The sequence below is a fragment of the Kribbella sindirgiensis genome (assembly GCF_004331435.1).
Lineage (GTDB): Bacteria > Actinomycetota > Actinomycetes > Propionibacteriales > Kribbellaceae > Kribbella > Kribbella sindirgiensis.
The window spans coordinates 117890-130617 of the sequence record NZ_SJKA01000002.1; the positions used below are offsets into that span (position 1 = coordinate 117890).

General features: G+C 68.0%; 10 protein-coding genes. 9 read left to right on the forward strand and 1 reads right to left on the reverse strand.

From position 1 onward, the window contains the following. The first annotated feature begins 192 nt into the window (after window positions 1–192). Window positions 193–1419: a glycoside hydrolase family 16 protein gene (locus tag E0H50_RS05060; RefSeq protein WP_131285309.1), complete on the forward strand. Its 1227-nt coding sequence runs from the start codon at window positions 193–195 to the stop codon at window positions 1417–1419. Between the two features lie 170 nt (window positions 1420–1589). Here the strand turns inward: E0H50_RS05060 and E0H50_RS05065 are convergent, their stop codons facing one another. Next, window positions 1590–2774: an ROK family transcriptional regulator gene (locus tag E0H50_RS05065; protein WP_131285311.1), complete on the reverse strand. Its 1185-nt coding sequence runs from the start codon at window positions 2772–2774 to the stop codon at window positions 1590–1592. Between the two features lie 225 nt (window positions 2775–2999). Between E0H50_RS05065 and E0H50_RS05070 the strand changes: the two genes are divergently transcribed. The 8 genes from E0H50_RS05070 (at window position 3000) to E0H50_RS05105 (ending at window position 12717) form a co-directional block, all read left to right on the forward strand. Beyond that, window positions 3000–4046: a LacI family DNA-binding transcriptional regulator gene (locus E0H50_RS05070; protein ID WP_131285313.1), complete on the forward strand. Its 1047-nt coding sequence runs from the start codon at window positions 3000–3002 to the stop codon at window positions 4044–4046. A 259-nt stretch (window positions 4047–4305) separates the two neighbouring features. Then, the gene (locus tag E0H50_RS05075; RefSeq protein ID WP_131285315.1) at window positions 4306–5997 is read left to right on the forward strand and encodes an ABC transporter substrate-binding protein; all 1692 of its coding nucleotides are present in this window, start codon (window positions 4306–4308) and stop codon (window positions 5995–5997) included. A 58-nt stretch (window positions 5998–6055) separates the two neighbouring features. Beyond that, a complete protein-coding gene (locus E0H50_RS05080) occupies window positions 6056–7069 on the forward strand; it encodes an ABC transporter ATP-binding protein (protein ID WP_131285317.1) in 1014 nt (337 codons plus the stop codon). Continuing rightward, window positions 7066–8046, forward strand: a complete 981-nt coding sequence (locus E0H50_RS05085) for an ABC transporter permease (RefSeq protein WP_131285319.1) — start codon at window positions 7066–7068, stop codon at window positions 8044–8046. Before E0H50_RS05080 ends, E0H50_RS05085 begins: the two co-directional genes overlap by 4 nt. 2 nt (window positions 8047–8048) lie before the next feature. Beyond that, window positions 8049–9080 carry an ABC transporter permease gene (locus E0H50_RS05090; protein WP_131285321.1) on the forward strand — a complete coding sequence of 344 codons (1032 nt, stop codon included), beginning with the start codon at window positions 8049–8051 and terminating at the stop codon, window positions 9078–9080. Further along, window positions 9077–10075, forward strand: coding sequence for an ABC transporter ATP-binding protein (locus E0H50_RS05095; RefSeq protein ID WP_131285323.1), 999 nt, complete (start codon window positions 9077–9079; stop codon window positions 10073–10075). Before E0H50_RS05090 ends, E0H50_RS05095 begins: the two co-directional genes overlap by 4 nt. A gap of 10 nt (window positions 10076–10085) precedes the next feature. Continuing rightward, window positions 10086–11468: a GH1 family beta-glucosidase gene (locus tag E0H50_RS05100; RefSeq protein ID WP_131285325.1), complete on the forward strand. Its 1383-nt coding sequence runs from the start codon at window positions 10086–10088 to the stop codon at window positions 11466–11468. A 112-nt stretch (window positions 11469–11580) separates the two neighbouring features. Next, window positions 11581–12717 (forward strand): NAD(P)/FAD-dependent oxidoreductase, encoded by a 1137-nt coding sequence (locus E0H50_RS05105; RefSeq protein ID WP_165547000.1) that lies wholly within the window; start codon window positions 11581–11583, stop codon window positions 12715–12717. Window positions 12718–12728 lie beyond the last annotated feature (11 nt).

Below are 12728 nucleotides of genomic sequence, written 5' to 3' on the forward strand. Positions count from 1 at the left end.
GTTGTCGGCGTCTGCCCGCGCCGCAACAGTTGGTCAGCACGAGGTAACCATCCGTGCAAAGCACTGTCAACGCCGGAACCGAGACTTTTTTCAGATCTTTTATTTAGTCCCGGCCTTGACGTGGGAGCGTTCTCACGGCACGCTGCCGCCCAATCACGCCCTCATTCAGACGCCCCCGGAAATGAGGTACTCATGAAGCGTTCCCGCTTGCTCGCGTTCGTCGGGATCGGTGCCGCACTGGTCGGCACCGCCCTCCTCCAGCCCGCGGCCACCGCGCATCAGCAGGCCGACGCGGCAGCGACCGCCACGGTCTGGGAGGACAACTTCGACGGCCCGGCCGGCCAGGCCCCCGATCCCGCCAAGTGGCGGTACGACATCGGCGGCAGCGGCTGGGGCAACAACGAGATGGAGTACTACACCAACAGCACCCGCAACTCCGCGCTGGACGGCAACGGCAACCTGGTCATCACCGCCCGGCAGGAGAACGGCGGCTACCAGTGCCACTACGGCCCGTGCCAGTACACATCGGCCCGGTTGCTCACCGCGCAGACCTTCACCCAGACGTACGGCCGGTTCGAGGCCCGCATCAAGATCCCCCGCGGGCAAGGGATCTGGCCCGCATTCTGGATGCTCGGCGGCGGCAACTGGCCGAACGACGGCGAGATCGACATCATGGAGAACATCGGCAAGGAGCCGGCGACCGTGCACGGCACGATCCACGGGCCCGGGTACTCCGGCGCCGGCGGGATCGGTGCCGCGTACAACCATCCGAACGGCTGGTCGTTCGCCGACGACTTCCACACGTTCGCGGTCGACTGGGCCCCGGACTCGATCACCTGGTACGTCGACGGCGTGCAGTACCAGCGCCGTACGCCGGCCGACCTGAACGGCAACGCCTGGGTCTTCAACCACCCGTTCTTCATGATCCTGAACCTCGCGGTCGGCGGCTACTGGCCGGGCTACCCGGACGGTACGACGCAGTTCCCGCAGACCATGACCGTCGACTACGTCCGCGTCTCCACGCTCGGCAGCTCCGGCGGCAGCGGTACGCAGATCACCGGCCTGGCCGGCAAGTGCCTCGACGTGGCCGGAGCGAACGCCGCCGACGGTACGACGGTGCAGCTGTACGACTGCAACGGCACGAACGCGCAGACGTGGACGCGCCCCGGCGACGGAACGATCCGGGCCCTGGGCAAATGCCTCGATGTCGCGAACGCCGGAGTTGCCGACGGCACCAGAGTGCAGATCGCGACGTGCAACGGAAACGCCGCGCAGCAATGGGTCTACACGAGTGGGCGCGACCTGGTGAATCCACCGGCGAACAAGTGTCTCGATGTCACCGGCAACAACTCCGCCAACACCACGCCGACCCAGATCTGGACCTGCTCCGGCGGCGCCAACCAGAAGTGGACGCTCTGACCCCACCCCCACGACACCACCGCTCCGCCTCCCCAAACCAGTTCGGGGACGCGGACAACCCCAACCGGGGAGCACAACTGCTCGGTTCGGGTGGGTAGGACTCCCCAAACACCCTGACCACCCTGGGCGGGCGTTGCTCGGTGACGAAGCGTGCGCTTCGGCGCGGGCGACTAGCGCGGCGGGGGTACGGCGCCGCCGTCGCGGAGGAGGCGTACTACAGGGAGGGTCGCGGCGCCGAGTGCTACGGCGTCGCGACCCAGTTCGCACAGGACGATGGACACCTGGGCGTAGGGCCGGCGGAGTGCGTGCTTACCCACCTCCGCGCGAAGCTCGTCCAGGTGCTTCTCCCCCAGCAACAGTCCGGACCAGCCGCCGAGAACGATGCGCTCGGGGTTGACCAGGTTGACCAGGTTCGCGAAGCCCGCGGCCAGGTAGCCGATGGTGTCGTTGACGATCGCTGTCGCCGGCTCGGTCGTCGACTCCAGCAGTTCGACGAAGGCCGTCTCCTCGTCGGCGTCGACAGTCCCGCCGGCCAGGCGGTACCGGTCCAGAACGCCTTCCGCGCCGACGTACGCCTCGAGGCAGCCCAACGCACCGCAGCGGCACTGGCGGCCGCCGTACATGATCGTCATGTGGCCCCACTCGCCCGCGCTGCTGCGGGCGCCGCGGTAGCTGGATCCGCCGGCCACCAAGGCCGAGCCGACACCGGAGCCGACCAGCGCGACGACCGCGTCGGTTGCGCCGCGGCCCGCGCCGAACCACATCTCCGCCTGCCCGAGCATGTTCGCGCCGTTGTCCACGTGCACCGGAATATCGGTGCCCTCGGCAAGCAGTTCGGCGAGCGGGACCGCTTCCCAGCCGAGGGTCTGCGCGTCGACGATCGCGTTGTCCTCGACCACGCCGGCGACCGCGACACCGAGCCCGAGCACCTGCTCCGACTGGATGCCGGAGGCAGCGATCACGGTCGAAAGCCCTTCCAGCACGTGCTTCACGACCGCTTCGGGCGACGGCGTGGCGATCGGATGATCGGCCCGCGCCAGCACGTTCATCGCCAGGTCGAACAGCTCCACCCGGACCCGGGTCTCCCCGACCTCGGCGCCGACGACGTACCGGAACGTTGGTGCCACCCGCAACAGAACCCGAGGCCGGCCGCCCTCGGACTCGACCGAGCCGGCCTCCTCGACCACACCCTCGGCAATCAGTTCGGCGACCAGGTTGCTGACGCTCGCGGCGCTCAGCGAGGTCCGGACGGTCAGCTCCTGGCGACTCAGCGGGCCCTCGCGATAGATGCCGGTGAGGATCACCGAGCGGTTGGACCGGCGCATGTCACGCACCGTGGTCCGGCGTACTTCCATCCCTCAACCTCACCCTGCAGGGCCCCAGGTGGGCCGCTCGCCCCCGAGTTCATCATGCCGTCCCGGCCGACGGAAGAGGTGGCTTCTTCCAAGTCGTGAACTAAGCAGCGATTCGTTACCACTCCGTGATTGACGGCCCGTTGCGGTGTCGGCTTTGATCTACGGAACCGCTTCCGAAACCGGTTCCGTAGCGTCCGGCCCCGACCGCCCGAGGGGAGATTCAGCGTGTCCATCACGATCGCCGATGTCGCGGCCCGTGCCGGTGTCAGCAAGACGACCGTGTCACGCGTCCTCAACGGCAAGGGCGAACTGGACCTGCGCACCGCCGAGCGGGTCCGGCAGGTGATCGCCGAGCTCGGGTACGTGCCGAGCGCCCGCGCGGTCGGCCTGGCCCGCGGCCGGACCCGGATCGTCGGGATGCTGGTCCCCTCACTCACCTGGCCCTGGATGGGCGAGGTGCTGCAGGGCGCGGTCGACGTGGTCGAGAGCGAGGGCTACGGACTGCTGCTGTTCACCTTCAACCGGGGTGAGGAATCCATGCAGCAGTTCGCCTCCCAGGTCTCGGCGCAGTCGTTCGACGGCCTGCTGGTGATCGAGCCCGAGGGCACGCTCACCTACATCGAGCAACTGCACGCGCGGGGCCTGCCGGTGGTCCTGATCGACGACCGCGACAAGCGCCCGCAGTTCCCGTCCGTCGCCACCACGAACTACGCCGGCGGCGAGTCCGCCGCCCGGCACCTGCTGGAGCTCGGCCGTCGCCGGCCACTGGTGATCACCGGCGTCGAACGCTTCGGCTGTACCCACGAACGCCTGGACGGTTTCCGCGACACCTACGCGGAAGCCGGGATCGAGCTCGACCCGAGGCTCGTGTTCGAAGGCGACTTCACCCACGAGAGCGGACGCCGCGGCGTCCAGCACGCGCTCGACGAGCGACTCGAGTTCGACGCGATCTTCGCCCACAACGACCTCTCCGCCGGCGGCGCCATCCAGGCCGTCCGGGAGACCGGGCGGAACGTGCCGAGCGACGTGTCGGTGGTCGGGTTCGACGACATTCCGTACGCCGAACACACCGAGCCCCCGCTGACCACGGTGCATCAGCCGATGCGCCAGATGGGTCAGGCCGCGGCCCGGATGCTGATGGGGTACTTCGGCGGCACACCGCTGCCGGAAACCCCGCAGGTGCTGCCGACGACCCTGATCGTCCGCGGTTCAACCGCCCCGAAGAGATCCAGAACCGCCCAGAAATCCCGCCGCCCCACTCCCGGCCTCTGATGGGTTGACGTCCGAGATGCTGGGTTTGCCAGCGGGATCTCGGACGCAAACCCAGCATCTGGGACGTCAACCCACCAAACGCACCGCTCACCACAGGCTCCGGCGGCGGGGCAGCTGCCCCTGTCCCGCCGCCGGCGTACCCCTCGATATCGATCCGTTAAGGCGTCCGCTCTTCCCATGAGAGCGTTCTCACGCCACGATGCAGTCGCCCTTCCGGCTCAGGGAGGGGCATCCGCCAACAGATACACAGGAGGAACCGATGCGGGCACGACGTACAGTCGCGCTGGCCCTCACGGGCTTGCTCGCGGCAGCCGCTCTGGCTGCTTGTAGCAGCGGGGACGGTAATTCAGGCAGCTCCGGGAACAACGGCTCCGGCACCGCCGCGACCGTTCTGAACATCGGCATGCCGAACGGTCCGCAGACCGAGAACCACAACCCGTTCCTCGGCTCCTCCTCGGGCGCCTCGCTGGGCTACCGCTGGATGATCTTCGAGCCGCTGGTGATGATCAACGGGATCAAGCCGACCGAGCCCGGCAAGCCGTGGCTGGCGACCGAGTGGAAGTGGGACGCCAACTACACCAAGCTGTCGCTGACCGTCCGTGAGGGCGTGAAGTTCTCCGACGGCAAGCCGATGACCGCCGAGGACGTGGCGTACTCGTTCCAGATCCGCAAGGACAACGAGGGCCTCAACCAGGACGCGATCCCGTACGGCACGATCACCGCGTCCGGCAACAAGGTCGACCTGACGTTCACCCGGTCGCAGTTCACCAACCAGAACAAGATCCTGACCGTGTTCGTGATCCCGAAGCACCAGTGGTCGACGATCAAGGACCCGAGCCAGGACACCCTGAAGAGCCCGATCGGCACCGGTCCGTACACGGTGAAGTCGTTCACCCCGCAGACCACCACGCTGACGTTGCGCGACTCGTACTGGCAGGACCTCCCGAAGGTCAAGGAGTTGCGGTACACGTCGTACAACGACAACAACGCGCAGACCACGGCGCTGGCCAACGGCGCGTCGGAGTGGAGCTTCGTCTTCGTCCCGAACGTGAAGGCCGTCTACCAGGACAAGGACCCGAAGAACCACAAGCTGTGGTTCCCGGCGAACCTGGGCATCCACGGGCTGTGGATCAACACCACCCGCAAGCCGTTCGACAACCCCGCGGTGCGGCGCGCCATGAACCTGGTGATCAACCGCGACGACATCTTCATGCAGGGCGAGGCCGGGTACTTCTACCCGAAGGTCGAGTCGATGACCGGGATCCCGACCCCGGCCGGTGAATCCTTCATCGCGCCGGAGTACAAGGACCTCAAGCACAAGGTGGACGTCGACGCGGCCAAGAAGGAGCTCACCGACGCCGGCTTCAAGCTCGAGGGCGACGTCCTCAAGGACCCGGCCGGCAAGCCGGTGACGATCACGCTGACCGACCCGGCCGGCTGGTCCGACTACATCACCGACCTGGAGATCATCAAGGACAACCTGTCCACGATCGGGATCAAGGCGACCGTCGACAAGGCCAACCAGGACGCCTGGTTCAAGAACATCGACGAGGGCAACTTCGACGCCGCGATGCACTGGACCAACGGCGGCGCGACGCCGTACGACATCTACCAGAACATCATGGACGGCAAGATCCTGAAGCCGGTCGGCAAGGGCGGCGTGAGCGGCAACTACGGGCGGTTCAACAGCCCGGAGGCGACCAAGGCGCTCGACCAGTACGCGAACGCCGCGGACGACGCGGCCCGCAGCACGGCGCTGAACACGCTGCAGAAGATCATGGTCGAGCAGATGCCGATCATCCCCACCTCGGCGTCCAACGTCGGCGGTCTCTACAGCACGAAGAACTGGGTCGGCTGGCCCGACGAGCAGAACCAGTACGGGCCGGCGCAGCCGACCCAGCAGAACGCTCTGCAGATCGTCCTGAACCTGAAGCCGGCCGGCAGCCAGTAACAGCGGTGGACGGCGCCAGGCCTGGTCGGCCTGGCGCCGTCGCCTTGAGGAGAGACTGATGACGGTCACCGAGACCGAGGTTGTTCTGGAGGCCGAGGGCCTCACCAAGCATTTCCCGGTACGGCGCGGACTCCGCGATCTGCTCACCCGCGACCACAAGGCCGTGCACGCCGTCGACGACGTCCGGTTGACGCTGCGCCGGGGCCGGGTGACCGCGCTGGTCGGCGAGTCCGGTTCGGGCAAGTCCACCGTCGCGCGGCTGCTGGCCCAGTTGTACGGGCGCACGTCCGGCGAGATCCGCCTGCACGGGGAACCGATCACCGTGCACGGCGGCCGGAAGTTCCGGGCGTACGCGCGCCGTGTGCAGATGATCTTCCAGGACCCGTTCGCCTCGCTGAACCCGACGCACACCGTGCGGTACCACCTGACCCGGTCGCTGCGTATCCACGGCCGGGCCGGCGACCTGGAGGAGAACCTCCGCGATCTGCTGAACCAGGTCCAGCTCACTCCCCCGGAACGCTATCTCGACAAGTTTCCGCACGAGCTTTCCGGCGGTCAGCGGCAGCGCGTGTCGATCGCCCGCGCCCTCGGCGCGGACCCCGAGGCGCTGCTCGCCGACGAGCCGGTCTCGATGCTGGACGTGTCGATCCGCCTCGGCGTCCTGAACCTGCTGCGGGACCTGAAGGAACGGCTCAACCTCGCGATCCTCTACATCACCCACGACATCGCCTCGGCCCGGTACTTCGCCGACGAGACGCTGGTGATGTACGCCGGCCGGATGGTCGAGGGCGGCGACTCCGAGACCGTCACGCAGCACCCCGCGCACCCGTACACCCGGCTGCTGATCGAGAGCGCGCCGGACCCCGATCGCCTCGGCGAGTTGAGCAAGCCCGAGGACCAGGCCGGCGGCGAACCGCCCAGCCTGATCGCGCCGCCGAGCGGCTGCCGGTTCAACCCGCGCTGCGTGCACGCGATGCCCAAGTGCTCGACCGATCTCCCGCCCCGCTTCGAGCTCCCTACTGCGGGCCATTGGGCCGCCTGCTGGCTTTACGAGGAGGGGGCGGCGAAGTGAAGTTTCTCCTGCAGCGGTTGGTGTTCTACGTCTTCACGGCGTGGGCGGCACTGACCATCAACTTCTTCATCCCGCGGATGATCCCGGGCGACCCGGTGACGTCGCTGATCAACAAGTTCCAGGGCCAGATGAGCACCGACGCGATCAACTCGCTGTACGTGCTGTTCGGCCTGGACAAGAACGCGTCGCTCTGGAGCCAGTACGTCGACTACTGGGGCCAGGTGTTCCGCGGTGACCTCGGGCTGTCGTTCACGTTCTTCCCGACGCCGGTCGCGGAGATCCTCCGGCAGAGCCTGCCGTGGACGATCGCGCTGGTCGGCATCACCACGTTCGCCAGCTTCATGATCGGTACGTCGCTGGGCGTCCTGGCGGGCTGGCGGCGCGGGTCGGTGATGGACGGACTGTTGCCGGTGACAACGTTCCTGTCGTCGATCCCGTACTTCTGGCTCGGTCTGCTGGCGATCACGCTGCTCGCCGGACCGGACAGCTTCTTCCCGTCGTCCGGCGGTTACGAACCGGGGCTGGTGCCGTCGTGGAACGCCGAGTTCATCGGCAGCGCCGTCCAGCACAGCCTGCTGCCGGCGATCACGATCCTGATCTCGTCGGTGAGCGGCTGGATCCTGACCATGCGGAACATGATGGTGACGGTGGCCTCCGAGGACTACATCACCGTCGCGCACGCCAAGGGGCTGCCCGAGCGCCGGGTGATGGTCAGCTACGCGGCCCGGAACGCGCTGCTGCCGAACGTTTCCGGGTTCGCGCTGTCGCTCGGCTTCATCGTCGGCGGCACGCTCCTGGTGGAGATCGTCTTCTCCTACCCGGGCATCGGCTACAACCTGTTCCAGGCCGTCGGCGCGAAGGACTACCCACTGATGCAGGGCGTCTTCCTGGTCATCACCTTGTCGGTGCTCGTCGCCAACCTGCTGGCCGACGTCGCCTATCTGCTGCTCGATCCGCGCACCCGGAAGGAGGGCTGACGATGTCCGCACCAACCTCCACCATCACCGCGGTCACACCCGAAGGACCTGAGGTCGCGGCCGCACCGGCGAAGCGCCGCCGGTTGCGGTTCGTCGCGAACCCGAAGGCCGCCACCGGCCTGGTCGTGCTCGCGTTCTTCTGCCTGATCGCGATCATCGGCCCGTGGATCGCGCCGTTCGACCCGTCCGCCCGCAGCAGCGACCTGATCCAGGCGCCGTCCGGCAAGCACTGGTTCGGTACGACGCACCTCGGCCAGGACATCTTCAGCCAGGTGCTCGTCGGGACCCGCGGCGTGATGTTCGTCGGCCTGCTGGCCGGTCTGGTCGCGACCGCGTTGTCGATCCTGATCGGCGTCAGCGCGGGCTTCCTCGGCGGCGCCGCGGACGACAGCCTGTCCGCGTTGTCCAACGTTTTCCTGGTGATTCCGGCGCTCCCGCTGATCATCATCGTCGCGTCGACGATCCCGTCCGCCGGTGATCTCATGGTCGCCTTGGTCATCGGGCTGACGTCGTGGGCCTGGGGCGCCCGGGTGCTGCGGGCGCAAACGCTTTCTTTGCGGCGGCGGGACTACGTCGAGGCCGCGCGGGCGACCGGTGAGAGCACCTGGCGGATCATCACGTTCGAGATCATGCCGAACCTGACCGCGATCATCGCGTCCGGTTTCGTCGGCACGGTGATCTTCGCGGTGATGTCCGAGATCACGCTGGCCTTCATCGGGATCTCGACGATCTCCGAGTGGAACTGGGGCACGATCCTGTTCTGGGCCCAATCGCAGCAGGCGCTGGCCCAGGGCGCGTGGTGGTGGTTCGTCCCGGCCGGGCTGGCGATCGCGATCCTCGGTACGGCGCTGTCGCTGATCAACTTCGGCATCGACGAGTTCGTCAGCCCGCGGTTGCGCAGCAGCGGTCACACGCGCATCAAGACCAAGGACGGGCACTCGGTGCGGATGCGGGTCGGCTTCACCCCCGTCCTGTCGTCGAAGCAGGCGCCGGTGACTCCCGTCGTACGCCGTGAGCAGGAGGAGGTCGCGTGAAGGCACCCGTGCTGGAGATCAAGAACTTCCACGTCGACTACGGTCTCGGGGACGAAGCGGTGCAGGCGGTGCGGGACGTCACGCTGACGTTGCATCGCGGCGAGGTGCTCGGGCTGGCCGGCGAGAGCGGTAGCGGGAAGTCGACGCTGGCGTACGGCGTGACGCGGCTGCTGCCGCCGCCCGGCGTGATCAGCGGCGGGTCCGTGGTCTACCACCCCGCGTCGGGTGATCCGTACGACGTGATGGCGCTGACCGACGCGGAACTCCGGGCGTTCCGGTGGGCCGAGACGTCGATCGTGTTCCAGGGCGCGATGAACTCGCTGAACCCGGTGCACAAGGTCTCCACCCAGATGCTCGACGTGATCAAGGCGCACGAGCCGCAACTGTCACCGCAGGCCCGGATCGCCCGCGCTCAGGAAATGCTGAAACTAGTCGGGATTTCCGCGGACCGGATGGACGCGTACCCGCACCAACTGTCCGGCGGCATGCGGCAGCGGGTGATGATCGGGATGGCGCTCGTCCTCGAGCCGCAGGTCGTGATCATGGACGAGCCGACTACCGCGCTGGACGTGGTCATGCAGCGGCAGATCCTCGCGCAGCTGGTCGAGCTGCGCGAGCGGCTCGGGTTCTCGGTGCTGTTCATCACCCACGACCTGTCGCTGCTGGTCGAGTTCTCGGACCGGATCGCGATCATGTACGGCGGCCGCATCGTCGAGGAGGCCCGCTCGAAGGACCTCTACACCGACAGCCTGCACCCCTACAGCGAGGGCCTGCTCAAGTCCTTCCCGGCCCTGCGGGGAGAACGGCGCGAGCTGTCCGGGATCCCTGGTTCGCCGCCCGATCTTCGCGGCATGCCGACGGGATGTTCGTTCCACCCGAGATGCCCGCAGGCGTTCGACCGCTGCTCGACCGAGATCCCGGTGCTGGGGATCCCGTCGGCCCGCAACGACCCCCACCGATCTGTCGCGTGCTGGCTCCCCGGCCGCACAGCCTAGAAAGGCGAACATGAGCACTCCTGAGGCCCTCATCGGGCGGCTCCCGGCCACCTTCCGCTGGGGCGTCGCGACGTCGGCGTACCAGATCGAGGGCGCGATCGCGGAGGACGGCCGGACGCCGTCGATCTGGGACACGTACTGCCGGGTGCCGGGAGCGATCGACAACGGCGACGTGGGCGACATCGCCTGCGACCACTACCACCGGATGCCGCAGGACGTCGCCCTGATCAAGGACCTCGGTCTGGACACGTACCGGTTCTCGGTGGCGTGGCCGCGGGTCCAGCCGCGCGGCAAGGGCCAGGTGAACCCGGCCGGGATCGGGTTCTACGACCGCCTCGTCGACGAGCTGCTTGCCCAGGGCATCGACCCGTGGGTGACGCTGTACCACTGGGACCTGCCGCAGGAGCTCGAGGACGCGGGCGGCTGGCCGGTGCGCGACACGGCGTACCGGTTCGCGGAGTACTCGATGCTGGTGTTCGACGCGTTGCAGGACCGGGTCGACACCTGGACGACGCTGAACGAACCGTGGTGCTCGGCGATGCTCGGCTACGCGTACGGCGCGCACGCCCCGGGGCGGCGCGAGTACCCGGCCGCGATCGCCGCCGTCCATCATCTGCTGCTCGGGCACGGGCTCGCGACGTCGCAGATGCGGGCGGCGGCACCGCGCAAGCTCGACATCGGCATCACGCTGAACGTCGCGACGTCGTACCCCGCGTCGGACGCCGCGCCCGACGTCGACGCAGCGCGGCGTGCGGACGGGATGGGCCGGCGGATCTACCTCGACCCACTCGTCCACGGGCACTACCCGGCCGACGTGGTCGCGGACCTCGCCCGCGAAGGCGTCGAGCTGCCGATCGAGGACGGCGACCTGGAGATCATCTCCGCTCCTATCGATGTGCTGGGCGTGAACTACTACTTCAGTCAGAAGTTCACCGGGTACGCCGAGGACGGCAGCACCGTCGACGCTCAGGGCCTTCCGGTCAGTCGCGACGTACCGCTGGGCAAGCCGCGCACCGCGATGGACTGGGAGATCGTCCCCGAAGGCTTTACCGATCTGTTGCTGAGCATCGCCCGTGACTACCCCGGCCTCCCGATGGTCATCACCGAGAACGGCTCCGCCTTCGACGACGTGGCCGACGAGAACGGCTACGTCGACGACACCGACCGAACGGCGTACTTCACGTCCCACCTGAACGCAGTCGCCGACGCCATCGCCCAGGGCGCCGACATCCGCGGCTACCTCGCCTGGTCCCTGATGGACAACTTCGAATGGGCCTACGGCTACGTCAAACGCTTCGGCATCATCCGCGTCGACTACGACACCCAGAAACGCACCCCGAAGGCGAGTGCGCAGTACCTGAAGGAGCTCGCCGAGCGGCACCGGAGCCAGTAGCCGGGCAAATGTGGAGAACTCGTGGAGATCGTGGTCTCCATGAGCCCTCCAAGTTTCGGGGTGCCGGGCGGCGGAGAGTCGGACCCATCACTTGAGGATGGGGGCGGGGACGATGTACGACGTGGTGGTGGTCGGGGCCCGGTGCGCCGGGGCTGCGACCGCGATGTTGCTGGCCGGGACCGGCCGCGACGTGGTGATGGTCGACAAGGCACGGCTGCCGAGCGACACGGTGTCGACTCACGGGCTGCTGCGCGGCGGCGTGGTGCAGCTGTCGCGCTGGGGCCTGCTCGACCGCGTGTTCGCGACCGGTGCGCCGGCGATCACGCAGGTGCTCTTCGACATCGAGGGGGACTCGAAGGTACGGCGGATCAAACAGCGGGCCGGCGTGGACAGCCTGGTCGCACCGCGCCGGTACGTGCTGGACGAACTCCTCGCGGACGCCGCCGTGGAGTCGGGCGCGGAACTCCGTACCGGGGTGACCGTGACCGGACTGCTGCGCTCGGACGACGGCCGGGTCGCCGGCGTGACCGGCCATGATGCGAACGGCGGCCAGGTCGAACTGCCCGCCCGCCTCGTGATCGGTGCGGACGGTCGCCGGTCACGGATGGCCGGCCTCTTCGGCGCCGAGAAGCTCGAGCAGTTCACCTCGCCGTGCGCCGTCTTCTACACGTACGTCTCGGGTCTCGCACCGGATACCTACGCGTTCCACATCGGGAAAGACACGTTCGCCGGCGTCTTCCCGACCAACGACGCCGCCTGCGTCTGGCTGATCCGGCCCACCCCGCTGCTCGAACCGATCCGGACGGCGGGCTCCCACCGGTCGAAGGCCTTCGTCGAACAACTCGACCTACTCGTTCCCGAACTCGGCGAACGAGTGCGCGCCGGCCGCATCACCGAACGACTCCGCGGTACGGCGAACCTGCCGAACTACCGCCGTCGATCCCACGGTCCGGGGTGGGCCCTGGTCGGTGACGCCGGCTACCACCGGGACCCGATCACCGGGCACGGCATCACCGACGCCTTCCGGGACGCCGAACTACTGGCGACCGCCGTCGACCAGGACGACCTGCCGTCGTACGAGGAGACCCGGGACGTGATGGCTCGCGAGGTCTTCGACCTGACCCGCGCCCTGACCGCCTTCCCGGCACCGGAGCGCTTCGTCGAGCTGCAACTGCAGCTCAGCGAGGCGCTCGAACGCGAGGCCGACGCGCTCGCCTCGTTTCCAGAACTCACCGCACTTGCCGCTTGAGAGGACCAGCA